Origin of the sequence: Streptomyces sp. NPDC007025 (assembly GCF_042869455.1) — a bacterium.
Classification (GTDB): domain Bacteria; phylum Actinomycetota; class Actinomycetes; order Streptomycetales; family Streptomycetaceae; genus Streptomyces.
In genome coordinates, this window is sequence record NZ_JBIAFT010000002.1 from 94,142 (window position 1) to 115,330 (window position 21,189).

Here is a 21,189-nt window from a genome sequence, read left to right on the forward strand (position 1 = left end):
GTCCTCCTGTGGCCATCTCCGTCGGATCCGTCGAGGTCGATGTCATCCCCAACACCAAGGGGATCTACAACCACCTCAAGTCAGCCTTGGTGCCCGCCGCGGCGAAAGCCGGAGAGGACGCGGGCAAGGCGGCCGGGCGTAGCTTCGGGCCGGCGATGCAGTCCGAGGTGGGGCAGGTCGGCCTGCAGATCGGGCAGCAGATCGGCGCGCAGATCGCCGCCCGCATCACCGCCGAGATCCGCGGTGCGCTGCGGGACGGTGTCACCCAGGGCGGGCGGACTGCCCGCCCGGCGGCGGCGAAGCAGGGCGAGCAGGCGGGCGGGGCGTTCGCGAGGAGCGCCCGCGCCCGCATCGAGGCCGCGTTCCGGTCGCTGCCCGACGTCACCGTCGGCGCTGACACGTCCGAGGCAGACTCCGACCTGCAGGCCCTGCGGGCCCGCATGGAGACCCTCGCGGGCAAGCGCATCGGCGTCGACATCGACACGGGCGAGGCCCGCGCCGAAATCACAGAGCTGGAGGATCAACTGCGGCGGCTGGGCGCCGCTCACCCCAACCCGACTGTGCGGGCCGACACGGCCGCGGCGCGGGCACAGCTCGCCGAGGTGCGTGCCGAGCTGGACCGGATCTCGGCGGACCGCACCACGATCCGCCTGGAGGCCGACGGCACGTTCGGGCAGCGGCTTCGTGCCGCGGTGCAGCAGGCAGAATCGTCCCTCCCCAACATCAACATTGGGGCGGACACCACCCCCGCGCAGGGCGAGATCGCTAGCCTGCGGGCCCAGTTGACGGCGCTGCGGGACGTGCGGGTCGGCGTCGATATCGACGCGGCCACCGCCCAGGCGAAAATCACCGAACTGCAGGGCCGACTGGAGCGGCTTTCCGCCTCGGACGCGGACGTGGCGGTGCGGGTGGACGCGGCTGCTGCCGCGACGCAGCTCGCCGCCGTGCAGGCCATGGTGAACCGTCTCGACGGTCAGACGGCGCGGGTGCGGGTGGACACGTCCGCCGCGGTGCGGGCCCTCATTCAACTGTCGATCGCGGTGGGTGGCGTCGCTGTCCTGCCCGCTGTGCCCGCCCTGGCGGCGGGCCTCGGCGCGGTCACCGCGGCGGCCACCGTCGCGGCGGCCGGTGTGGGTGCTCTGGCCGCGGTCGCGGTGCCCGCGGTGAAGGACATCGCCGGTGCGCTGCAGGCGCAGAAGGCGGCGCAGGAGGCGGCGTCGCGGGCGACCGCGTCCGGCGGGCAGGCGTCTGCGCAGGCGGCCCGGCATGCCCTGACGCAGGCGAGCGCCCAGCAAGCGCTGGCTGCGGCGGAGCGGAACGGGGCCCGGCAGATCGCGCAGGCCCAGCGGCAGGTGCGTCAGGCCCGGCAGGCTGCCGCGGACGCGGCGGCGACCGCGGCGCAGCGGCAGGAGGCGGCTGCCCGTGCGGTGCAGGATGCGGAGCGGGCATTGTCGTCGGCTCAGCGTGATGCCCGGCAGGCGCAGCAGGATCTGACGGATGCGCGCCGTGAGGCGGCCCGCGAGCTGGAGGATCTGAACGCACGGTTGGCTGGGGCACAGCTCTCTCAGCGGGATGCGGTGCTGAGTGTGCGGGAGGCGCAGGTTTCGCTGGCCCGCACGATGAAGGATGCGGGGTCCAGCGAGCTGGATCGTGCTCGTGCGCAGCTCGCCTACGACCAGGCGGTGCAGCGCCTCAAGGACCAGACGGTTGAGACGAAGCGACTGAAGGCGGAGACCGCGGCGGCGAACAAGGCCGGGGTCTCGGGTAGCGACACGGTGCGGTCGGCTCAGCAGCGGCTGGCGTCGACGCAGCAGCAGGTGGCCGACCGGGCGCGCGGGGTGCGGGACGCGCAGGTGGAGGCGGCCCGCGCGCAGACGCAGGCGGCGCGGGATGTGGCTGCCGCGCAGGAGCGGGTGGGTGAGGCCACCCGGAACGTGGCGGTGGCGCAGCAGTCGGCTGCGGATGCGGTGTCGAGTGCGCAGCGGCAGATCCGGTCGGCTGAGCTGTCGGCGGCGGGTGGCGCGGATCAGGCTGCTGCCGCACAGGCGAAATACCGGGCGGCGTTGGCGAAGATGACGCCGGCGACGCGGGGCACGTTCAACGCGTTCGTGTCGCTCCGGAAGGCTTTCACCGCCTGGTCGCGGAGCTTGCAGCCGGCTGTGATGCCGATCTTCACGCGGGCCCTGAACGGGATGAAGAACAGCCTGCCGGGCCTGACGCCGCTGGTACTGGCGGCGGCCCGCGGCATCAAGACACTCCAGGACCGGGTGTCGGCCGGCTTCAAGTCCCCTTGGTGGAAGAGCTTCAAGAAGGACGTGCAGGGCAGTGTCGAGCCTGCGGTCGTCAGCCTCGGCGTCAGCTTCGGCCGGATCTTCAAGGGCATGGCCGGGATCGTCCAAGCGTTCCTGCCGCACATGGACTCCATCTCCGAGCGGATGGAGTCGATCACCGGCCGGTTCGCGAACTGGGGCACCGGGCTGAAGGGCTCGCCTGAGTTCGAACGCTTCCTGGACTACGCGGCGAAGTTCGGACCGAAACTCGCGTCGACCCTGGGCGACCTGGGGCGGGCGTTCCTCGACGTGTCGCAGGCGCTGATCCCTCTGCAGGGCCCGGTCCTCGATGTGCTGGGCGCGCTGGCCCGGGGTATCGCGTCGATCGCAACGACCCTGCCGTGGCTGATCCAGCTCATGTACGCGGCGCTGATCGTGACGCGGCTGTGGACGATCGGCATGGTCATCTTCAACGCGGTCATGCAAGCGAACCCGATCACGTTGATCATCCTGGGGATCATCGCGCTCGTCGCGATTGTCGTCTACGCCTACAAGCGTTGGGGCTGGTTCCGGACCGCTGTGCAGGCGGCGTGGGAGGGCATCAAGACCGCGGCCCTGTGGGCGTGGAACGTGGTGCTGAAGCCGGTTTTCAATGCGCTGGTCGTCGCGATCCGCTGGGTCGCGAAGATCGCCGTGTGGCTGTGGCACAACGTGCTGAGCCCGGTGTTCCACGGGATCGCCGTGGTGGTCACCTGGTGGTGGCAGAACATCGTGCGCCGGTACTTCGGGCTGGTGCGGGGTGCGTTCCGCCTGGTGGCGAAGGTCGCAACGTGGCTGTGGCGGAACATCTTGTCGCCCGTGTTCCGCGGCATCGGGAGGGTCATCTCCTGGTGGTGGACCAACGTCGTCAAGCGCTACTTCGGCTTCGTGAAGTCGGCGATCCGCACGATGGCGGGCGTCTTCAAGTGGCTGTGGAAGAACATCATCAAGCCCGTGTGGTCGGGTATCCGGACGGCGATCCGCGTCGCCTGGGAGAAGGGCATCCGGCCCGCCTTCAACGCCATCAAGAGCGCGGTGTCGAAGGTCGCGGACAGCTTCCGGAAGGCTAAGGACGCCCTGGGCAAATCCTGGGCGAAGATCAAGAGCCTGACGAAGAAGCCGATCAAATGGGTGATCGACTTCGTGTACAACAAGGGCGTCCGCGGCCTGTGGAACACGGCCGCGAAGGTCCTGCCGATCAAGAAGCTGCCGGTGTTCAAGTTCGCCACCGGCGGCCCGGTTCACGGCCCGGGTACGGCGACGTCTGACAGCATCCCCGCACGGCTGTCCCGCGGCGAGCACGTGTGGACCGCGCGCGAAGTGCAGGGAGCCGGCGGACACGGTGCCGTCGAGGGGCTCCGGGCTGCGGCCCGCGGGGGAGCGGGCCAGAGCGGTCCGGCTCCCGCGGCTGGCGGTGTGCCCGGATTCGCACTGGGTGGAGCCGTCGACTGGTTCAAGGGGGCAGGTGAGCAGCTCGCCGGGGGTGCTCGTGCGGTCGCCGGGTCCGTCTCCAAGGGTCTGGGCAAGCTGAAGGATGCCGCCTTGGGCGGCGTGTACAAGGCCGCGTCGGCGGCGGCCAAGCCCATCCGATCCCTGATCAACAAGGTGCCCGGCGGCACCAAGGGCTGGGGCTCGCTGGCCAAGGCCGTCCCCTCTGGACTTCTCACCGAGGCGCTGTCCGCCATCAAGGGGTCGGAGACCTCGGAGCTGGGCGGGCAGGGCGTCGCCCGTGCGCTGAAGTGGGCGCGCTCGCAGGCAGGGAAGCCCTACCAGTGGGGCGGCGCAGGCAACCCGAGCTTTGACTGCTCGGGGTTCCTCAGCAGCATCCAGAAGGTCATCCAGGGCAAGAAGCCCAAGGGGCGCCTGTGGTCCACGTTCTCCTTCTCCGGGAAGAGAGCTCCGGCTGGGTGGGAGTACCACAAGCGCAGCCCGTACCAGATCGGCATCACGAACAAGGGCAAGGGGCACACGGCGGGCACCTTGGCCGGGACGAACGTGGAGTCGCGCGGTGGCGACGGCGTCGTCGTCGGCTCCCGGGCCCGCGGCTACAACAGCCCGATGTTCGGGAAGAACTGGTACGGGTTCAAGCCTGCCATCGGTGGTGGCGGCGGCAAGTCGGTGAAGGCCGCGCAGGCCACGGCTCGCCAGATGTTGGGTGAGTTCGGCTGGTCGCAAAAGCAGTGGCCGCCGCTCAAGAAGTTGTGGACCCGTGAGTCCGGGTGGCGCTGGAACGCGAAAAACCCCAGCTCAGGCGCCTACGGGATTCCGCAGGCGCTTCCGGCTTCCAAAATGCGGTCGGCTGGCGCGGACTGGCGCACCAACCCGGCCACACAGATCAAGTGGGGCATGGGCTACATCAAGAAGCGCTACGACTACGGCACCCCGGCGAGGGCCTGGGCGAGGTGGCAGTCAAGGTCGCCGCACTGGTACGACGACGGTGGTCTGCTCCAGCCCGGCCTCAACCTCGTCGCGAACGGAACAGGCCGGCCCGAGCCGGTACTGACTGGCAGGCAGTGGGACGTACTGACGGGGGCTGCAGCACGTGGCACCGACGAGCCCGCACTCGGCGACCTCTCGGTGACCGTGTACGTCGGCGATCGGGAGATCACGGATATCGCGCGGGCTGAGGTGCGGCGGTCGAACGGTGAGGTTTTGACGGCGCTGGGTGCGCGGGCGGGGAGGTGACATGGCGATCCCGGGAAATCTCCTCAGTGCGACGACGGAGATGGTGGATCCGAACACGTCCGGCTGGGCGGCGCGGCTGAACTGTGCGCTGTCGCTGGCGTCGGGTGGGCGGAATGGTGACGGCTGCCTGAAGCTCACCTCGGCGGCGGCTGGGGAGATGCAGGCGCGCACGTTCTCGTCGGTGCCGGTGGAGGCCGGCTCGCTGTACTGGACGTTCGCGGACGCGTCGTCGTCGGCGCAGCCGGAGCGGATCGGTATCCGCTGGCTGGACGCGGCGGGCGCCGAACTGTCGGTGACGTGGTCGCTGACGACGGCGACAGCCTCGGCGAGCTGGCATCGCGTGTCGGTGGCCGGGGTCGCCCCCTCCAGCGCGGCGCGGGCGCAGGTGCTGCTGTCGTCGACCGTCGCCGGGGCGGGAGTGGTGCACTACTGGGAGAACGTCTACCTGGGCCTGCCGATCCGCTACCCCGGCAACCTGCTGTCCTTCAACGCTGAGGCGGGCGGGGAGGTCGACGCGTCGGCGTGGGCTGCGGAGTCGAACGCGACCGTCTCCCGGATCGCGCCGGTGTCGAGCTGGTCTGCGTCGTTCTACAACGCGGGCGGCGAGCAGGTCGCGGTGACCGCCACAGCGGCGGGTGATGCGAGCGGCGAGTGCGTGGAGCGACCGCCCGTGACGCCGGGCGTCGAGTATGTGGCGTTCGCCTACCTGGGGCCCGCCACCACCGGGTCGGCGACGTGGGTGGAGCTGCGGTTCTACGACGAGACGGACACGGTGCTGGAGGCGCACCGGGGGCCACTGGCGCCGCCGGGTACGGGCATGTACCGGCAGCTCACCTCCGGGATAGCCCCGGCGGGCGCGGTCGCCGCCAGTCTGGCGGTCGGCATCACCGGAGCCGGCGCCGGGGAGACGGTACGCACTGAGGGTGCGTTCGTCGGCGCGGTGGGCGCGGTACCGAACCCCGCGATCCGCACCGGCAACCTCCTCACCTGGGCGGACTGGGACTTCGAGGAAGGCGTCGGATCGTGGGCGGTCGCCTCCGGACCGGCCACCATCGCCCGGTCGTCGCCGTGGGGCGCGGAGCACGTCTTCGACTACTACGCGCTTACCGTGTCGTCGGCCACGGCGTCGGGGAGTGTCCTGCGGTCCGGCATCTATCCAGGTGTGACGGCGGGCGACAACTGGCGCGCCGAGACCTGGTTCAAGGTCAGCGCGGGCGGGTGGCAGATCGCGATCGCTGTCCGCTGGTACGACGACACCGATACCTACCTGTCCAGCAGCACCGCGATCACGTTTGATGCGCCGACGCCCGGCTGGTGGCTCCTCGTCGATGACGCTGTCGCCCCGGCCGGCGCCACTCAGGGCCAGGTGGAGGTCACGCTCACCGCGACGTCGGGTAGCAGCGTCATGCAGCTCGACCGGCCGGCCCTGTGGCAAACCTTGCCGCGGGAAGAGGTAGCTGCGTTCGATGAGCAGGCGATGGTGCAGCTCATCCTGCGGGAGCTGAGCGTCGGGCATCTGATGACGGTGTGGCGGGTTACGCCGGACGGTGGCCGCACTCTGGTCCGCGGCCCGGAGGGGCTGTATGACGGCTACTCGATCCCGGCCGACAGCCTGGTCATCGAGGACTATGAGGCGCCGCTCGGGGTGCCGGTGTACTACGTGATCGAGACGGTGGCGGTCGACGACAGCGCCCACAGCCACAAAATCACGGACACGGTGACGCTCACCGCAGGCGACCCCAACTACGCGTGGCTGACCGATCCGGCCCGGCCGGGTGTGGGACTGCAGGTGGCGGTGAAGACCGGGCCGGAGTGGCAGCAGGCGATCGAGCAGACCGTGTACCGGGTGCGTGGCCGGGCCACGCCCGTGGTGCTGGCGGACGTGCGTCAGTCCCGCGAGGGCAGCCTCGTCTGCTGGACACGCACCGACCAGGAGCGGGACGCACTCCGCTTCCTGCTGTCGACCGGGAACGTGCTGTTGTGGCGGTGCGCGCCCGGCATGGGCGAACCCGACGTGTACGTGGCGGTGGGCGAGGTGCAGTACCCGCGGATCGTGACGTATGCCCGCGAGGAGTGGCGGGAGTGGACGCTGCCGCTGACCGAGGTGGACATGCCCACTGGCGGGCAGGTCGGCTCCGCCACCTGGACCGTGTTCGACGTGGTTCTCGAGTACGACAGCGGCTACGACGTCCTCGACCGCTACGAGACGGTTTTCGACCTCGCCATCGACAGGAGGTCGTGACGTGTACCCGCCTCCCTCCGGCCGGTTCCTGCCGACGCTGGTGGAGGCCCACACCCCCGTCACCGTCGTCCAGCTCCACAAGGCGGACGGCAGTGTTGTGGAGGTGGAGCACACCGCGGGCTCGGTGACGGTGGACAGGTCGCAGGCTGTGCGCCGCACCGCCACCGTGTCCGTCCCCGACACCGGCCTCATCCCCAGAACGCCAAGCGAGCAGCTCACCATCTACGGGGCGCGGCTGCGTATCGAGCGGGGCATCCGCTACGGCAACGGCAGCATCGAGACGGTGCCGGTGTTTTGGGGGCGGGTCGACACAGTGGACGGCGATCCCGACTACGGCCCGGTGGACATCAAAGCCTCGGGCCTCGAGGCGACGGTGGCGGACGACAAGTTCACGGCCGCCTACTCGACGCGCGGCGGTGTCACCGCGGTGACCGCCATCCGCGGTCTCATCCAGGAGTCCATCCCGGGCGCGGTCGTCACCAGCTACGCCACCGACCAGGTCATCGGGGTGCGCACCTGGGATGCGGAGGGGGATCGGTGGGCGGCGGTGCAGGAGTGCGCCACCGCCATCGGCGCCGAGGTGTACGCGGACGCCGACGGGCAGTTCGTCATCGCCGAGCTGCCGGACCTGCTGGTCGCGCCGATCTCGTGGCAGGTGGATGCGGGGGAGCGGGGGGCGCTCGTCTCCGCCAGCCGCGGCTACAACCGCGACGGCATGTACAACTGGGTGACGGCTCGTGGGGAGAACACCGAGGAGGACACCCCGCCTGTCTCGGCCTACGCCGCCGACGAGGACCCGACGTCGCCGACCTACGTGTACGGCAGCTTCGGCCGGGTGCCGACGTTCTACAGCAGCGCGACGTTGACGACGACGACCCTCGCTCAGGCCGCGGCGAACAAGCTCCTCCGCGACAGCCTGAAGCCGAACGCCACCGCGGACCTGTCCAGCGTCCCGAACCCGTGCCTGGAGCCGGGCGACGTCCTCCGCGTCACCTACGCCAGCGGAGACCGCGACCTCCTACAAGTCGAATCCTTCTCCCTCGACCTGGTCGGCGGCGACTTCACCGTGCAGTGCATCGGCGGACGGGAGGACTCGTGACCGGGATCAGCCCCCAGCAGCTCGCCGCAGCCATCCGCGGCGCCGCCGTCGAAGCCGGCCAAACGGCGCCCGTCGTGCGCGGCGCCGACTGGCGGCTCGCCACCGTCACCACCGTCAACAGCGATGGCACCGTCGACTGCGACGAGATCCGCGCCCGCCGTCTGCCCAGCTACCCGGCACCGCAGACGGGGGACGTCATCGTCGTCACCCGCTCCAGCTCCGGCAACTGGGCTGCGCTCGGCCGGCTGGAGAGCAGCGGCGCCGGCTGGACCAGCCTCACGCTCGCATCCGGCTACGTGTGGCCGGGCCACGGCTACAGCCCCGCCTACCTGGTGCAGGGCCGCCAGGTGACGTTCCGCGGTCGGGTCGGGCCGTCATCCGGAACCATCGCCAACGGGTCGACGATCGCCACGATCCCTACCGCGATCCGCCCGCCGGCCGGTGTGGAGGCCGGTTTCGGGGTGGCCCGGGACTCCACCATCAACCCCGCGGTCGTCCGCGCGGAGATCACCGACAGCGGCATTCTGCGGATCTACGAGACGACGAGTCAGCCCTCCTGGATCGCGCTCGACGGCATCACCTACTGGACCATCTAGGAGGCCCCGTGCCCACCGACGACTACGGCCAGGGCGTGCCCTGGCTGGAGAACTCCGACAAGCCGGATCTGCGGGCCGGGACGAAGGGGCTGGCCGACGCCCTCACCCCGCGGTCGATGATGCGGTTCTCGACGGCTGCCGAACGCAACGCCACCATCACGTCGCCCGTGGCCGGGATGGTGGCCTGGCTGGCGACGGAGCAGCTGTTCACGGGCTACGACGGCACCGCCTGGGTCGTCCTCGCCGCGGGCTCCTCCCAGTGGACGACGATCAGCCTCGCGTCCGGCTACGCGCACGACGGCAACAGCAACGGCACCTGCCAGTACCGGTTGGTCAACTTCTTCGGCGAGATCAGCCTGATGTTCCGGGGCGGGGTCGGCATCACCTACTCCAGCGGCAACCCGCCCAACAGCAGCCAGATCAACGCTACGGCGTTGCCCGTGGCCGCCCGGCCGTCGACCAAGCGCACCATCACCTGCGCCTGCAGCGTGGTCGACACCACCCTGTCCAGCGTGAAGTTGGACATCAACCCGGAGGGGACGTTGGTCCTCATCGGCATCGGCTCCTCGTCGGAGAACCCGCCCTGGGTCAGCCTCAACGGGACGTTCTGCTCCCTCTGAACCTGCACCACCTACCGCAGCCCCCGCCGCGTCGGCCGGGGCCTTTTCTGTGAGGAGGCCCCATGGCCACACCCATGTCCGCGAGCGCGTTCGTCTCCGCCCTCAAGCGCGAGGGTGTCAAGGTGTCCGAGCGGTACAGCGGCTGGCGCACCCACAACCGCAACCACGTCGGCCAGTGGGGCGGCGTCAACGGCGTCCTCATCCACCACACCGCGGGCCGCGGCTCCCGGGCCCTCTGCTACAACGGCCGCTCCGACCTGCCCGGTCCGCTGTGCCACACGCATCTCGCGAAGGACGGCACCGCCACGATGATCGGCAACGGGCGGGCCAACCACGCGGGGAAGGTCGCGCGCAACGCGTTCAACGCCGTCGTCAACGAGTCGTCCACGCACCCGCGGCCCTCGGCGTCCAGCGGCACAGTCGACGGCAACCGTCACTTCTACGGCATCGAGATCGAAAACCTCGGCACCGGCCACGACCCGTACCCGAGCGTCCAGTACGACGCCGCGGTCCGCTGGGCTGCCGCGATCTGCCGCCACCACGGCTGGACCGCCAACAGCGTGGTCGGCCACAAGGAAACGTCGATCGAGGGCAAGCCCGACCCCTCCTTCGACATGAACCGATTCCGCCGCGACGTCGCCGCACGCCTCAAGGGCTCGGCCAGCAGCGGCGACTCAACGAACGACAGCAGCGAGGAGCTGAACATGAACGACAAGCAGGTCTTCGAAGCCGTGTGGGGACAGGACAAGCTGCCCGCCCCGTCCACGTCGAGCACGAAGGCAACGAACAAGACCTGGCAGCCCGGCAACCTGCTCCGCGAGCTGTACGACCGGGTCCGCGAGCTTCAGGACGCCGTCGCCGAGCTGTCGAAGAAGGTCAACTAGCCCGCAACCGGAAGCCGATCAGCCCATTTCTTCTCTGAAACGGATTCTCCGCTATGAGCGATAGCCCCACCCTGCTGAAGACCGCCCGCACCTACCTCGTCGACCTCGTCGAGCGTGTGCTCGCCACGTTCGTCGTCGCCGCGGCCGGTGTCGCATTCGCCGCCGGCCCGGCCGACATGTTCTCCGCCAGCTTCTGGGAGACCGTCGCCGCGGCCGGGATCGCCGCCGCCGCATCCCTCGTCAAGGGACTCCTCGCCAAGGGCATCGGCAGCCCCCAATCCGCCAGCACCGCGCCGAGGGTCTGATGGTGTGCCGCGCGGCCCGACGACTCAAGCAGCACCTGGGCCGCCGCGGCGCGTTTCTCCTCATCCTCGGTGTCGGCAAAATCTGCTGGGGTGTCGGATTCATCGCCGCCACACCCGCCAGCAGCAGCGGCCTCGACGTCCTGACCCGGCTGTGTTCGCTCAGCCACTGGGGCTGGCTGTGGGTCGCCGCCGGCGCCATCATGATCTGCTCGTCGCTCGTCCGTATCGGCCGAGACCGGTTCGGGTTCATCGTTGCCCTCGTTCCCCCCACCGTGTGGGCACTCGCCTACGCCGTCGCCGCCATCCGCGGTGACTATCCCCGCGGCGCCTGGGTCGCGGTCTGGTATCTCACCTCCCATGTGGGGGTCATCCTGTGGGCCGCGTCGGTGCCCGAGCATTCGGTCCCCCGCCATCGCCGCGGCCGGAGAGGCACGGCGCCATGACAGTAGGGGAGTGGGCGGCACTGCTGGCCGCCGCGGGCAGCGTGTTGGGGGGTGGGGGCTGGTTCGTGGCCCGCGCCACCGTCCGCGCTGCCGAAGCCACCGCCCGCGCCAACGAGGCGGCGGCCCGTGCGCAGGCCGAGCCGGAGCAGAGGCGCGCCGACCTGGAGGCATTCAAGACGATCCGCGACGACCTGCAGACGGAGGTGCGGAATCTGCGGCAGGAGACGACGCGGCTGCGGTCCATCGTCCGTGCGTTCGCCAGCTATGTGGGCGAGCTGACGATGCAGATGCGCACTGCGGGTGTGGATCCGGTGTCGCCGCCGGATCTGGTCGACGAGTACAACCGAACTGGAGTGTGACATGCCGTTGCAGTCGCCGGGGCCGACGCCGGCTCCGGATCCGGGGGGCGCCGACCTGGGCAGCCAGGTGGATATGGGGTGGGTGGAGCCGCCGCCCGAACCGTCACCGGAGCCGCCACCGCCGCCGTCCACGAACCCGTTCCTCGAACCCGCCCCGCCGCCGGACGAGACGGCATGACAACGCCCCGCTGCCCTCACGGGCGGCGGGGCGCTTCGTCGTGTGCGGCTACCATGCAGATAGCCGCCCCGGTACTAGACCTACCGGGGCGGCGCGCATCAGCGGCGGATGATGGTGAGGCAGTCGGGGCACCAGCGCTCGCCCGGTTTGTCGAGCCGCAGCGGTACCTCCCTCTTCCCGCTCGACATGACGATGCCGTCTTCGTCGCTGCACGCGATCCCCTGGAACGTGGCGTCCGGGTCCGGGCCGACCGGCTTGTGCCAGATCAACTCCTCCGTGACACCACCGGGCCCCTTGATGCGTTCCGACACTGCCAGCATGGTCAGTCCTTTCTGGTGTTGGCGGGCGGCTTCCCGACGCCTTCGCAGCGCTGCCCTCTACGGGGGTCGACGACGCTGCTGCTGCCGTTCAGGTGGTGGCGGACGGTGCCGTCCTTGGTGAGGAGGTAGTGGCGCCCACAGGCTGAGCACTTCCTGCGCTGGCGGTCAGCCACGGTCAGTTCTCCTTGTCGCCGTGCGCGTGGGAGAGGAGCCGGTGAAGCCCCCACGCCTCGGTGCTCGGCGCCAGCCCCAGCACGTCGCGGATCGCGTGCGCCTCTTCGTCGGTCAGTTCGACCGTCGTCGTGCCGTCCTTCTTGATGTCGACCAGTTTCATGATGCGTCCTCCTTTTGTGGTTGTTGGGGGGTGTCCGTGGTGTCTTCCACGGGGGTGATGCGGGCGACGGGTTTCCCGTGGCGGGTGAGTGTGACGACCGCGCCGGTGTAGCGGACTTCGTTGACGAGGTCGCCGAGGGTCTTGCGGGCTTCCTCGATACCGACCTTCTTGCTCGACATGTAAGGACCTTAAGGTTCTGTAGGTGTGGAGTCAAGGGAGCGTGCGGCAACACCGCCCGACGGAACGCCGGTTGATGCCACTTCGCCCCCGATAACATGCAATATCGCGGGCCCCGCTCCATCGGAGTGGGGTCCTTCGTCGTTGCCCGCGCGGGGGTGGCGATCAACCAACGGCATGGTTGATAATGCCAGTTATCCTATACTGGCGAGAGAGGTGGACATGGCACAGGACTGGATCTCGATGGACCGCCCGTCGGCGGCCATCTTGGAGTTCAAGCTGGAGGAGCGGCGCAAGAAGATCACCCAGGGACTTCTTCAGCAGCCTGACTACCCGCCGCTGCCGGAGTGCCCGGAGTGCGGGGCGGCGAGCGAGGCGATCGTTGATCGGCGCGACATGGACGACGCAGTCCTCATCGGCTTCAAACCTTGCGGCCACCGCTTCCGCGCGGAGCCGCCGTCGCTGGACAGCTACCTGTGACCGCCCTCGTTCCGCGCCCGTCGGCGGAGCTGTCGACCGACCGGCACGACCCCCGCGACGACTGGCACAAGCTGGCCCGCAACCTCGCCAACGACCTCGCCGAGATCTACGGCAACGGCGACCCCCTACCGACCGCCGCCGGGGCATGGATCGCCCGCCAGAAGTCAGACCACACGAAGCGTGCCTACGCGCGAGCGTTCCGACGCTGGGAGAAGTACGCGCGCAGCACCGGCACCCACCCCCTTCAAGCGAGGCTCCCCCTCGCGGACGCCTACGCCAACAACGTCGCGAAGACGCCCGGCCGCCAGGGGAAACCGCCCCAGGACACCACGCTCGCACAGACACTCTCAGGCGCCGCCTCGTTCTACGACTACGCCATCGAGGTAGGGCTGACGGAGGCCAATCCGTTCAACCGTGTCCAGCGTCCCACCATCGACCCCGACTACAGCCCGACGGAGGGCCTTACCGAGCAGGAGACCGCCCGGCTCATCGAAACCGCACGCGACTGGGCACCCCGCTCCTACGCCCTCGTCACCCTCCTCTACCTCACCGGCGCCCGCATCGACGAACTCCTCTCGCTGAACGCCAACCAGCTCGGCTACAACCGAGGACATCGCACCCTGCCCCTCACCCAGAAAGGCAACAAGAAGCGGCCCGCACCCATCCCACCGCTCGCCCTCGAAGCGCTCCTCGCCTACCTCGGCGACCGGGAAGACGGCCCGCTGTTCACCACCGAGTCCGGCCGCCGCTGGACGCAGCCCGAAGCGTGGAAACACCTCCGCGTCCTCGCCCGCCAAGCCGGCCTCCCGCAAGCCGCCAGCATCAAACCCCACACATTGCGGCACCAGTTCATCACCGACAACCTCGCCAACGGCGTCCCTTTGCAGGACGTGCAAGACGCCGTATCCCACACCGACCCGCGCACCACCCAGCGGTACAACCGGCGCCGCCGCCAACTCGACGACCATCCCGCCTACAGCCTCGCCGCGAAACTCGCCGCCAGACTCACCGAAGAGGAGAAGTGATCATGACCCGCGCCTACGTGTACGGCGAGACCCCCTGGGACGTGGCGGGCCCGCTCGCCACCTGGAAGGGCACAACCAAGCAGTTCTCACCGGAGCACAGGGCCCTATTTCGAGAGGCGATGCAGACAAAGACGCCGCCGCCCTGCCCTGTCTGCGGAGAGCTGGTCGAGACCATGAACGCCGAATCCGTCTCAGTGCAGATGTACATGCACGAAGACTTCAAGGAGGTCGGTACGCTCGTCACCCTCGAACCTTGCGGGCACCACATGAAGCGCTGACCCCGCCCGCACGCATGGTGCCCCCGCCAGTCGTAGTGGCGGGGGCACCGTCGTGTGACCCTACCCGCTGCCAGGTGCCCATTCCCAGGCTCCGCCGCCGCGCCAGTCGATGAGCTGCGGGTCGTCGAGGCGGACATGCTCCCGCTCCAGCCCAACCGTCTCCAGCATGTCCAACACGTCCATCACGTTGTGGGCGACACCGAGGATCCGGCCGCGGGCCACCACCCGCCGGCCACCCTCACCATCCGGAGCATGCACCACCACCGGAGCAGCCATAAGCCCACCGTGCAGCACGATGGGCATCGGCGCATCTCGAGATCACCGCCGCCAGACGTTCACCCGTTCAGTGGAGAGCAGTGGGGCGCCGTCCGGCCCCTTCACGTAGGCGGGAATCCACTGCTGCCGTCGCTGCTCACGGCCGGGTCCGTATGGCTGGTTGCGCCAGTGGCCAGAGACCACCCACCTGTGCCGGTAGGTGCGCCCATCAGTCTCTTCGTCGGGGTCCCGGTCCTGGGGCCGGTACTGGCGGCGCAGACTCACCAGCGTGACGCCTTCGTCGGGAAGCTGGGCGCGGCGCAGCGATCGGGCGTCCCGCTTGGGCGTCTCCTCACGGGCGCGGTCAACGAGTTGCGGCTGCTGCATGAGGTGCCACGCGGCGGATAGCGCGGCGACGATGGTCCGGGAAGGACGCATCCCCTCCCTGGCGGGCAGATCGTCGAGGGAGACGGGGTCGGCGGTGACCGGGAGGCGTACTTCCCGGATGGCCAGCATTGGGGGGAAGCGCTGCACTACTTCCGGCGGCAGCCCGGCTCCCATGCGTTCCCGGGTGGCGAGGTGCCACACGATGAGTGTCTGCTCTGGCCCGGGTCCCCACGCAAGGGCATCGACGGGCCCTGATTGACCGGGCGCCATCTCCACCATGCTGAGACCACCGTTGAACACGAGGAGGCCGACAGGGCTGGGCCGGTCGACGGTGGCCCAGCGTGCTGCGGCGAGCTGCTGCCCGGCATGCATGGCCAGCGCGGTCATGTCGTCGGCGGCCCAATACAGGTCGGCTGCCCGCAGGTGCGTGGTGAAGAGCTGAACGAGGTTGTCGTCCCCGGGAAGCATGCCCTTGGGGAGGCCGTCGCCAGCTAGGGACAGTCGCTCAGTCGCGCGGATACTCTGGGCCCGTTTACGGGGCAGTTGTCGTGGCTGGATGGTCACTGCTGCTGCTCCACGCTGTCGGCGTAGGCGATGGACAGGCCGGGCACCTCCTGGGCGATGCGGGCGATGACAGCGCGGTGCCAGGAGGCGGGGAACGGGATCTCGGGGTGGGCGGCGTGGTACTCGGCGTCGTCCCGGTAGGTGACCACTCCCGGCTCGGGCAGGTCCATCAGTTTGCCGATCAGGCCGGACACGAACTCGCCGGTCCGCTGCTCCAGGTCCTCGATCTCCAGGCGGACTCCGTCGGGGATGGCGTACTTCCCTGCTTCCCAGTGGCGGACGGTGCGGGCGCTGACGCCGAGGTGTTGGGCGAGCCATTCGGGGGTGAAGCCGAGCCATTCGCGGACGACCCGCAACTCGGCCGGGGTCATGCGCTCGTCCTCCGGCATGCCGGGCGGATCGGTGTAGTCGGGCATGGTGCCTCCAGGGTGAGGCCCCCGACCGGGCGGTCGGGGGCTGTGAGTGATGCGGTCAGGCGTTGTCGACGTCGTGGCGCTGGATGATCGCGAAGAGGTCGATGTCCTCGATGATCTCGCTGATGTTCAGCTCGCCCTCCCAGGTGTAGTCGGCGGGGTAGAAGGGGCCGAGGAAGTCGTTGCCCGCCAGGTGCACGCCCTCGGGCAGTGCGTTGTCGATGGCGTCGCGGTAGTCGGAGGCGATGCGGTCGAGCGCGCCGGACGTCTCCATGCGCTGCTGCCATTCGCTGTCGCCGCCGTTGATGGCGTCCAGGATGCTGGCCTCGACGCTCACGTTGAAGCGGTCGCCGTGGTTGCACCAGGTGCCGTAGCCGGTGGTGGTGGTCATAGCTGTCCCCTTATTTCTCGGTTCGGATGTGTGCTGGTGGTTCAGAGGGCGGCGATGGCGCCGCGGATGCCGGAGACGACGGCGGCGAAGACCTCGTCGCGGTCGGCGACGCGGGACTCGCTCCAGCCGAAGCGGGCGTGGATCTTGCCGGTGGCGGCGTCGAACCACACCTTGTCGATGCAGCCGAGGAGCTTGCTCGCCTGGCTGTTGGAGATGCCTGCGCCCTGGTAGCTGGCGGAGGCGATGTTGCCGGTGTTGTAGTGGCTGGTCTCGATGCCCGCGAAGTGTGCCCAGTTGTTGATGTAGACGCGGTCGTGGCCGTTCTTCTGCCAGCGGTTGCCGCCGATGGCGGTCATGGTGTCGACGGTGAACTCGACTGTGCGGGCGGGCCGCTTGAGGGCGCCGATGGCGATGCGGGCGGCGAGGGAGGCGGAGTCGATGACCCAGCGGCCGGCCTGCTTGACGGCGTTGATGGCTCCGTAGCGGCACCAGGTGCGGATGGTGGCGACGGTGACGTTGGCCTCGGCGGCGGCGGCGGTGGTGTTCATCGACCGGTTCCTTCCGGCGGGGTCTGGGGCTGTTCCCCTGACCTCATGACAACCACAGTAGCTTCCAAATGTGGAAGGCGCAAGGGGTCTCCGTGACTCCCCTCTGCCTGTGCCATACTCAGCGAGCCACCGCCTGTGTGAGGCGCGCAGCCCGTTTTCTCCTTGAGTGACTGCGGTTGCCTACCTGCACGCGCAGGCCTGGTGTGCGTCGGCTCTTGCATGGTGCCCGGCGCCTGCTCCCCGCCACTGCGGGGCTAGCGTCAAGCCTCCGCCACACAGGCGGAGGCTTTCGCACGTTCACGAACCGCCGGGGGTCCGCACCGCATCCCGAGCCCCCGCCGCTTGTCACCGGGCCCTGTCACACTGGGTGCATCACATCCATCATGCTGGCTGCATGTGGACGGACGGCCCCGCTACAGCGCAGCGGGGCCGGATCCGTAAGGAGAGGCAATGGGCGACCTGGTGGCGTTCCTGCGGGCACGGATCGACGAGGAGGCTGAGGAAGCTCGCGCGGCTGCGGAGAAGGCCGGTTCCGGGGACTGGCGGTTCAAGGACGACGACGACTGCGTGTCCGCCGTCGACACCAACGAACGCGCCGCCACGGACGCACCGACCTACGCCCGCGAACACTGGATGCCGCTCGTTACCGAAGCCAGCTCCTACATCGGCGACACGATCGACAACGAGATCGGCCGCTTCATCGCCCGCCACGATCCGACCCGCGTCCTCGCCGAGGTTGCTGCCAAGCGGCGTATCCTCCGGTGGCACCTCGACGAAGAGTGCTGTTCCGTCTGCCTCGACGACGTCGAAGGATGCCCGCTGTTCCGGGCCCTCGCCCTGCCCTACGCGGGTCACCCCGACTACCGCGAGGAGCGGCGGCCATGAGCTGCACCATCCGGCTTGTAGGCGGTCCCGCTGACGGCCAGAGCCACATCGTGTCCGGCGAGATGCCGCCGCCGCTCTACCTGGTCCCCACCCCGTGGTCGGTAGCCGACCTACTCAGCGCCCCCATCGAACCGACGCCGCCCGTGACGCGGGCGGCGGAGTACGAGCCCCAGCACGAGGACGGCTTTCTGCGGCGAGCGGACGACGGCGCTTTCCTCTACCGGTACCGGGTGCCGGCTGTGACGCCAGAGCAGAAGGACGGTCTCCAGCGGGCCCGCGCTGAGGTGGCGGAAGCGCAGGCGGCGAGGGAAGCGGAGCTGGATGCCGCCTGGCAGGAGATCCGCAAAGAGCGGCCTCACTACCCCAAGGAATGGCGCGACCTCGGCCGCGAGGAGTGGCGGCCCTAGCCCCGCTCGGCTGCTCGTGCGGCTTGCTTGAGGTCCTGCTCGGCCGTGTACCAGCCGTGCTCCTGCACGAGCCCCGACTCCTCGAGGGCCCGGTTCTTCACCGCGGCAGCCTGCCTCACAGCCCCCCGCAGCGGCTCCGCCTCGACCCCCGAGTACGCGTGCAGCTCGCGGTCGGCGGCGAACACCGCCCGCTGCAGGCCGATCAGGTCAGCATGTTTCTCGGGATCGATCACAGAAGCCATGCGGCGATCCTACGGTTGCCGTCTGACAAGTCACGCCGCGGCCGTCAGCTCCCGACGCACAGCCTCGCGCCACAGCGCGCGTAGCCGATCCAGCTCCGCCAGGGCCTCCGGCGTCCACACCACACGGCCGGCGACATGGCGGCGGATCGCTGCATTCGCCGCGGCAGCCGAGACACACCGGCCGCAGCACACCCCCGAAGTGGTCATGCGGCGAGTCTAGGCGTCGCCACCGTCAGCCGGCCCCTGCTCGAGAGCCTGAATGTAGGTACCCTTCCCCGGCAGCGTTATCGCCAGCCCGCGGTCGCGAAGCTCCTGGACGACGCGGCGCGCGGTGCCGTAGGCGATGCCGTACTCCTCGGCCAGGTCCCGCTCGGCGGGGAGGCGTGCACCCGGGGGCAGCCTGCCGTCGTCGATACGGCGCGCGATGTCGTCGGCCACCTGGACGTACACGTAGACCGGCAGGCCGGGGTCAACCCGCCCACCAAGATCATCTCCCATGGTGCCACACCGTAGAGACGCCCCGAGCTGCACAAACCTACGGGTAGCAGCATGGGGCTGCATGGAGCTGTATGGAGCGCGTAGCCTGAATCATCACCACGCACCGCGTGGTGGTCCGCGGCTCCCCCTGCACTCCCCTTGCGGGGGAGTCGTGTTGCACGCCTCACTCGAACGAGTGATCGATCTTTGTTGCTCTTGGCCCTAACGTCGATGATCAGCAGGCGGTCGATCGTCGCGCGCCAGTCCTACCTCCCAAGTGGGCACGCCGACGAATCGGCCGCCTGTGTATGGGAGACGAATGGGAGATGATCAAGGGGAACGGGTTCGATCAGACTCTAGAAAACTCTAAAAGCCACCAAGAACCCCGAGGCTCCCAGACCCCCGAAAAGACCCGCCTCAGCCCACCGGCTGGCCCGCGTGCGGGCTGAGGACACCTGCCGCCATCAGGGCGAAGAGGGCCACCCCGAGCAGGATCCGGTAGATGACGAACGGCATGAAGCTGCGGGTGGAGATGAAGCGCATGAACCAGGCGATGACGCCGTAGGCCACCACGAACGCCAGTGCGGTGGCGAAGAGGGTCGGCCCCCAGGAGACGTGGCCCTCCCCGATGTCCGCCAGTTCGAACAGTCCGGAGGCCAGGACCGCGGGCACGGCCAGCAGGAAGGAGTAGCGGGCCGCGGCCTCGCGGCGGTAGCCCATGAACAGTCCGCCGCTGATGGTGGCGCCGGACCGGGACACCCCGGGCACCAGCGCCAGCGCCTGCGCGCAGCCGTAGAGCAGTCCGTCGCGCACGGTGAGCTGTTCCAGGGACTTCCGCTCCCGACGTGCCCGGTGGCGGCCGCCCTTGGTGTCGCGGGCCGCCATCCGGTCGGCGATGCCCAGCACGATGCCGAGGCCCACCAGCGTCGACGCGATCAGCCGCAGGTCGCGGAACGGGCCCTCGATCTGGTCCTTGAAGGTCAGCCCCAGCACTCCGATGGGAATGGAGCCGACGATGACGAGCCAGCCCGTCTTCGCGTTGTGGTCGCCGCGGGCCGCCGGGCTGTAGAGGGAGCGGAACCAGGCCGACAGGATCCGGCCGATGTCCTTCCGGAAGAAGATCAGGACGGCGGTCTCGGTGCCGATCTGGGAGACGGCGGTGAAGGCCGCGCCGGGGTCCTGCCATCCCGCGAAGGCGGCGACCAGCCGCAGATGGGCACTGGAGGAGATCGGGAGGAACTCGGTCAGTCCCTGGACGAGTCCGAGGACGAAGGATTCAAACCAAGACATCTGCTGCGGAGCTCGTCCCTGGGGTAGTCGGGGTCACGGGTGGGGGACCGGTGCCGGCGCGGCGGCGGGGGCGCCGGCCTCGGGCGGGAGCGCGGACCCGGGAGCCGTGTCCCCGCCCGCAGGGGTGCCCCGCAACTGGGCGCGCTTGCGCCAGGCGATCACACCGCCTGCCAGCCCGGAGAGCGCGATGAAGGCGAACGAGGCCAGGAAGACCGGCGAGGTCGGAGTCGCGGCGCTGCTCCCGGCGATGACGTAGGCCGCGGTGTTGGGCACCGAGCCCAGTGCGGTCGCACTCAGGAAGGCGAGCCAGCGCATCCGGGAGACGGCCGCACCGTAGTTCGAAGCCGCGAACGGTACGCCCGGCAGCAGCCGGATGATCAGCATCGAGCGGAAGCCGTGCCGGCTCAACTGCCGGTCGGCGGAGGACAGCCAGCGGCCCCGCAGCAGGGTGCGCAGGGCGTCCTGGCCGAGCATCCGGCCCAGCCCGAAGGCGATGCCCGCGCCGATCACCGTGCCGGCCGTCGCCGAGAAGGTGCCCGCCTCCGCGCCGAAGAGGACACCGGCCGCGACGTTGAGCACGGGGCGTGGGACGAAGGCCGCCGTGCACACCCCGTAGACGGCGCCGAAGAGGGCGACGGCCGCGCCGCCGGCGATCTCGGGGGGCCAGCCCTGGGCGAGCAGGCGCTGGGGCTCGTACAGCAGCATCGCCGTCGCCGCCGCGCACAGCAGTGCGACGAGCAGGACGAGGCGGGACCATGGCGAGAGCAGCGTCCGGGTGAGACGGCCGGGTAGTCCGTCTGGCTGCGTGGCGGGGACGGGCACGCTGGGAGCGTAACCGACGAATCGGTTCCCCCGCCGTGCGAAGCCGTGCGGAATGCCCGGAAGGCGCCTTTTCGCAGTGCTGTTCTCCGGGCGGCCATGTCCGCTTCCACCAGGGCCGGAAGGGGCGCCGTGCGGCGGCCGCCGAAATCCGTTCGACGGGCGGTGGTTGAACGG

General features: G+C 69.7%; 28 protein-coding genes. 14 read left to right on the forward strand and 14 right to left on the reverse strand.

The window, feature by feature from the left end; all coding sequences use genetic code 11:
* Positions 1–8 precede the first annotated feature (8 nt).
* The 9 genes from ACFYMO_RS03995 (at position 9) to ACFYMO_RS04035 (ending at position 11,542) form a co-directional block, all read left to right on the forward strand.
* Positions 9–4,994: a hypothetical protein gene (locus ACFYMO_RS03995; protein ID WP_388544048.1), complete on the forward strand. Its 4,986-nt coding sequence runs from the start codon at positions 9–11 to the stop codon at positions 4,992–4,994.
* Between the two features lies 1 nt (position 4,995).
* The gene (locus tag ACFYMO_RS04000) at positions 4,996–7,236 is read left to right on the forward strand and encodes a hypothetical protein (RefSeq protein ID WP_388544051.1); all 2,241 of its coding nucleotides are present in this window, start codon (positions 4,996–4,998) and stop codon (positions 7,234–7,236) included.
* A 1-nt stretch (position 7,237) separates the two neighbouring features.
* Positions 7,238–8,335 (forward strand): DUF5047 domain-containing protein, encoded by a 1,098-nt coding sequence (locus ACFYMO_RS04005; protein ID WP_388544054.1) that lies wholly within the window; start codon positions 7,238–7,240, stop codon positions 8,333–8,335.
* Positions 8,332–8,931: a hypothetical protein gene (locus tag ACFYMO_RS04010; protein WP_388544057.1), complete on the forward strand. Its 600-nt coding sequence runs from the start codon at positions 8,332–8,334 to the stop codon at positions 8,929–8,931. The genes ACFYMO_RS04005 and ACFYMO_RS04010 overlap by 4 nt, the downstream gene beginning before the upstream one ends.
* An 8-nt stretch (positions 8,932–8,939) precedes the next feature.
* Positions 8,940–9,551 (forward strand): hypothetical protein, encoded by a 612-nt coding sequence (locus ACFYMO_RS04015; protein ID WP_388544060.1) that lies wholly within the window; start codon positions 8,940–8,942, stop codon positions 9,549–9,551.
* Positions 9,552–9,613: 62 nt separating this feature from the next.
* Complete coding sequence (locus ACFYMO_RS04020; protein WP_388544063.1) at positions 9,614–10,435, forward strand: N-acetylmuramoyl-L-alanine amidase; 822 nt, start codon at positions 9,614–9,616, stop codon at positions 10,433–10,435.
* 53 nt (positions 10,436–10,488) lie between these two features.
* Entirely contained in the window at positions 10,489–10,740 is a 252-nt protein-coding gene (locus ACFYMO_RS04025; RefSeq protein ID WP_388544066.1) for a hypothetical protein, read from the forward strand.
* Positions 10,740–11,183: a hypothetical protein gene (locus tag ACFYMO_RS04030; RefSeq protein WP_388544069.1), complete on the forward strand. Its 444-nt coding sequence runs from the start codon at positions 10,740–10,742 to the stop codon at positions 11,181–11,183. The genes ACFYMO_RS04025 and ACFYMO_RS04030 overlap by 1 nt, the downstream gene beginning before the upstream one ends.
* Positions 11,180–11,542, forward strand: coding sequence for a hypothetical protein (locus ACFYMO_RS04035; protein WP_388544072.1), 363 nt, complete (start codon positions 11,180–11,182; stop codon positions 11,540–11,542). Before ACFYMO_RS04030 ends, ACFYMO_RS04035 begins: the two co-directional genes overlap by 4 nt.
* 276 nt (positions 11,543–11,818) lie before the next feature.
* Here the strand turns inward: ACFYMO_RS04035 and ACFYMO_RS04040 are convergent, their stop codons facing one another.
* From ACFYMO_RS04040 to ACFYMO_RS04055, 4 genes are read right to left on the reverse strand one after another with little or no spacing between them, the layout of a single operon-like run.
* A complete protein-coding gene (locus ACFYMO_RS04040) occupies positions 11,819–12,040 on the reverse strand; it encodes a hypothetical protein (protein WP_388544075.1) in 222 nt (73 codons plus the stop codon).
* Positions 12,041–12,042: 2 nt separating this feature from the next.
* A complete protein-coding gene (locus ACFYMO_RS04045; RefSeq protein ID WP_388544077.1) occupies positions 12,043–12,213 on the reverse strand; it encodes a hypothetical protein in 171 nt (56 codons plus the stop codon).
* Between the two features lie 2 nt (positions 12,214–12,215).
* The gene (locus ACFYMO_RS04050; RefSeq protein WP_388544080.1) at positions 12,216–12,374 is read right to left on the reverse strand and encodes a hypothetical protein; all 159 of its coding nucleotides are present in this window, start codon (positions 12,372–12,374) and stop codon (positions 12,216–12,218) included.
* A complete protein-coding gene (locus tag ACFYMO_RS04055; protein ID WP_388544083.1) occupies positions 12,371–12,553 on the reverse strand; it encodes a type II toxin-antitoxin system Phd/YefM family antitoxin in 183 nt (60 codons plus the stop codon). The genes ACFYMO_RS04050 and ACFYMO_RS04055 overlap by 4 nt, the downstream gene beginning before the upstream one ends.
* Before the next feature lie 214 nt (positions 12,554–12,767).
* Between ACFYMO_RS04055 and ACFYMO_RS04060 the strand changes: the two genes are divergently transcribed.
* Genes ACFYMO_RS04060 through ACFYMO_RS04070 form a run of 3 tightly spaced genes read left to right on the forward strand, consistent with a single transcriptional unit; the run spans position 12,768 to position 14,334 of the window.
* Positions 12,768–13,031, forward strand: coding sequence for a hypothetical protein (locus ACFYMO_RS04060; RefSeq protein ID WP_388544086.1), 264 nt, complete (start codon positions 12,768–12,770; stop codon positions 13,029–13,031).
* Entirely contained in the window at positions 13,028–14,056 is a 1,029-nt protein-coding gene (locus tag ACFYMO_RS04065) for a tyrosine-type recombinase/integrase (RefSeq protein WP_388544089.1), read from the forward strand. The genes ACFYMO_RS04060 and ACFYMO_RS04065 overlap by 4 nt, the downstream gene beginning before the upstream one ends.
* 2 nt (positions 14,057–14,058) lie before the next feature.
* Entirely contained in the window at positions 14,059–14,334 is a 276-nt protein-coding gene (locus ACFYMO_RS04070; protein ID WP_388544091.1) for a hypothetical protein, read from the forward strand.
* Positions 14,335–14,394: 60 nt separating this feature from the next.
* Here ACFYMO_RS04070 and ACFYMO_RS04075 read toward each other — a convergent pair whose 3' ends face one another.
* The 5 genes from ACFYMO_RS04075 to ACFYMO_RS04095 are packed head-to-tail and all read right to left on the reverse strand — an operon-like array spanning position 14,395 to position 16,892.
* Positions 14,395–14,610, reverse strand: coding sequence for a hypothetical protein (locus ACFYMO_RS04075; RefSeq protein ID WP_388544093.1), 216 nt, complete (start codon positions 14,608–14,610; stop codon positions 14,395–14,397).
* Positions 14,611–14,652: 42 nt separating this feature from the next.
* Positions 14,653–15,540, reverse strand: coding sequence for a hypothetical protein (locus ACFYMO_RS04080; protein ID WP_388544096.1), 888 nt, complete (start codon positions 15,538–15,540; stop codon positions 14,653–14,655).
* Positions 15,537–15,956, reverse strand: a complete 420-nt coding sequence (locus ACFYMO_RS04085; protein ID WP_388544098.1) for a helix-turn-helix domain-containing protein — start codon at positions 15,954–15,956, stop codon at positions 15,537–15,539. The genes ACFYMO_RS04080 and ACFYMO_RS04085 overlap by 4 nt, the downstream gene beginning before the upstream one ends.
* A 55-nt stretch (positions 15,957–16,011) precedes the next feature.
* Positions 16,012–16,344 (reverse strand): hypothetical protein, encoded by a 333-nt coding sequence (locus tag ACFYMO_RS04090; RefSeq protein ID WP_388544101.1) that lies wholly within the window; start codon positions 16,342–16,344, stop codon positions 16,012–16,014.
* 41 nt (positions 16,345–16,385) lie between these two features.
* The gene (locus tag ACFYMO_RS04095; RefSeq protein ID WP_388544104.1) at positions 16,386–16,892 is read right to left on the reverse strand and encodes a hypothetical protein; all 507 of its coding nucleotides are present in this window, start codon (positions 16,890–16,892) and stop codon (positions 16,386–16,388) included.
* Positions 16,893–17,342: 450 nt separating this feature from the next.
* On the opposite strand from ACFYMO_RS04095, the gene ACFYMO_RS04100 reads away from it, so the two are divergent.
* Positions 17,343–17,777 carry a DUF6221 family protein gene (locus ACFYMO_RS04100; RefSeq protein ID WP_388544107.1) on the forward strand — a complete coding sequence of 145 codons (435 nt, stop codon included), beginning with the start codon at positions 17,343–17,345 and terminating at the stop codon, positions 17,775–17,777.
* Entirely contained in the window at positions 17,774–18,184 is a 411-nt protein-coding gene (locus ACFYMO_RS04105; protein WP_388544110.1) for a hypothetical protein, read from the forward strand. Before ACFYMO_RS04100 ends, ACFYMO_RS04105 begins: the two co-directional genes overlap by 4 nt.
* Here the strand turns inward: ACFYMO_RS04105 and ACFYMO_RS04110 are convergent.
* The 5 genes from ACFYMO_RS04110 to ACFYMO_RS04130 all read right to left on the reverse strand — a co-directional run bounded on the left by ACFYMO_RS04110 (position 18,181) and on the right by ACFYMO_RS04130 (position 21,015).
* Positions 18,181–18,426, reverse strand: a complete 246-nt coding sequence (locus ACFYMO_RS04110; RefSeq protein ID WP_388544112.1) for a hypothetical protein — start codon at positions 18,424–18,426, stop codon at positions 18,181–18,183. The genes ACFYMO_RS04105 and ACFYMO_RS04110 overlap by 4 nt on opposite strands.
* A gap of 30 nt (positions 18,427–18,456) precedes the next feature.
* A complete protein-coding gene (locus tag ACFYMO_RS04115) occupies positions 18,457–18,633 on the reverse strand; it encodes a hypothetical protein (protein ID WP_388544115.1) in 177 nt (58 codons plus the stop codon).
* Positions 18,634–18,642: 9 nt separating this feature from the next.
* Positions 18,643–18,924, reverse strand: coding sequence for a winged helix-turn-helix domain-containing protein (locus ACFYMO_RS04120; protein ID WP_388544118.1), 282 nt, complete (start codon positions 18,922–18,924; stop codon positions 18,643–18,645).
* Positions 18,925–19,320: 396 nt separating this feature from the next.
* A complete protein-coding gene (locus tag ACFYMO_RS04125; RefSeq protein WP_366773442.1) occupies positions 19,321–20,193 on the reverse strand; it encodes an undecaprenyl-diphosphate phosphatase in 873 nt (290 codons plus the stop codon).
* 33 nt (positions 20,194–20,226) lie between these two features.
* The gene (locus ACFYMO_RS04130) at positions 20,227–21,015 is read right to left on the reverse strand and encodes a TVP38/TMEM64 family protein (protein ID WP_388544121.1); all 789 of its coding nucleotides are present in this window, start codon (positions 21,013–21,015) and stop codon (positions 20,227–20,229) included.
* Between the last annotated feature and the right edge of the window lie 174 nt (positions 21,016–21,189).

Excerpts from the sequence above, each read along its gene's own strand:
- ACFYMO_RS04000 (WP_388544051.1), top strand. The coding sequence starts at position 4,996 with ATGGCGATCCCGGGAAATCTCCTCAGTGCGACGACGGAGATGGTGGAT.
- ACFYMO_RS04020 (WP_388544063.1), top strand. The coding sequence starts at position 9,614 with ATGGCCACACCCATGTCCGCGAGCGCGTTCGTCTCCGCCCTCAAGCGC.
- ACFYMO_RS04025 (WP_388544066.1), top strand. The coding sequence starts at position 10,489 with ATGAGCGATAGCCCCACCCTGCTGAAGACCGCCCGCACCTACCTCGTC.
- ACFYMO_RS04030 (WP_388544069.1), top strand. The coding sequence starts at position 10,740 with ATGGTGTGCCGCGCGGCCCGACGACTCAAGCAGCACCTGGGCCGCCGC.
- ACFYMO_RS04035 (WP_388544072.1), top strand. The coding sequence starts at position 11,180 with ATGACAGTAGGGGAGTGGGCGGCACTGCTGGCCGCCGCGGGCAGCGTG.
- ACFYMO_RS04040 (WP_388544075.1), bottom strand. The coding sequence starts at position 12,040 with ATGCTGGCAGTGTCGGAACGCATCAAGGGGCCCGGTGGTGTCACGGAG.
- ACFYMO_RS04050 (WP_388544080.1), bottom strand. The coding sequence starts at position 12,374 with ATGAAACTGGTCGACATCAAGAAGGACGGCACGACGACGGTCGAACTG.
- ACFYMO_RS04055 (WP_388544083.1), bottom strand. The coding sequence starts at position 12,553 with ATGTCGAGCAAGAAGGTCGGTATCGAGGAAGCCCGCAAGACCCTCGGC.
- ACFYMO_RS04070 (WP_388544091.1), top strand. The coding sequence starts at position 14,059 with ATGACCCGCGCCTACGTGTACGGCGAGACCCCCTGGGACGTGGCGGGC.
- ACFYMO_RS04075 (WP_388544093.1), bottom strand. The coding sequence starts at position 14,610 with ATGGCTGCTCCGGTGGTGGTGCATGCTCCGGATGGTGAGGGTGGCCGG.
- ACFYMO_RS04085 (WP_388544098.1), bottom strand. The coding sequence starts at position 15,956 with ATGCCCGACTACACCGATCCGCCCGGCATGCCGGAGGACGAGCGCATG.
- ACFYMO_RS04090 (WP_388544101.1), bottom strand. The coding sequence starts at position 16,344 with ATGACCACCACCACCGGCTACGGCACCTGGTGCAACCACGGCGACCGC.
- ACFYMO_RS04095 (WP_388544104.1), bottom strand. The coding sequence starts at position 16,892 with ATGAACACCACCGCCGCCGCCGCCGAGGCCAACGTCACCGTCGCCACC.
- ACFYMO_RS04100 (WP_388544107.1), top strand. The coding sequence starts at position 17,343 with ATGGGCGACCTGGTGGCGTTCCTGCGGGCACGGATCGACGAGGAGGCT.
- ACFYMO_RS04105 (WP_388544110.1), top strand. The coding sequence starts at position 17,774 with ATGAGCTGCACCATCCGGCTTGTAGGCGGTCCCGCTGACGGCCAGAGC.
- ACFYMO_RS04110 (WP_388544112.1), bottom strand. The coding sequence starts at position 18,426 with ATGGCTTCTGTGATCGATCCCGAGAAACATGCTGACCTGATCGGCCTG.
- ACFYMO_RS04115 (WP_388544115.1), bottom strand. The coding sequence starts at position 18,633 with ATGACCACTTCGGGGGTGTGCTGCGGCCGGTGTGTCTCGGCTGCCGCG.
- ACFYMO_RS04120 (WP_388544118.1), bottom strand. The coding sequence starts at position 18,924 with ATGGGAGATGATCTTGGTGGGCGGGTTGACCCCGGCCTGCCGGTCTAC.
- ACFYMO_RS04125 (WP_366773442.1), bottom strand. The coding sequence starts at position 20,193 with ATGTCTTGGTTTGAATCCTTCGTCCTCGGACTCGTCCAGGGACTGACC.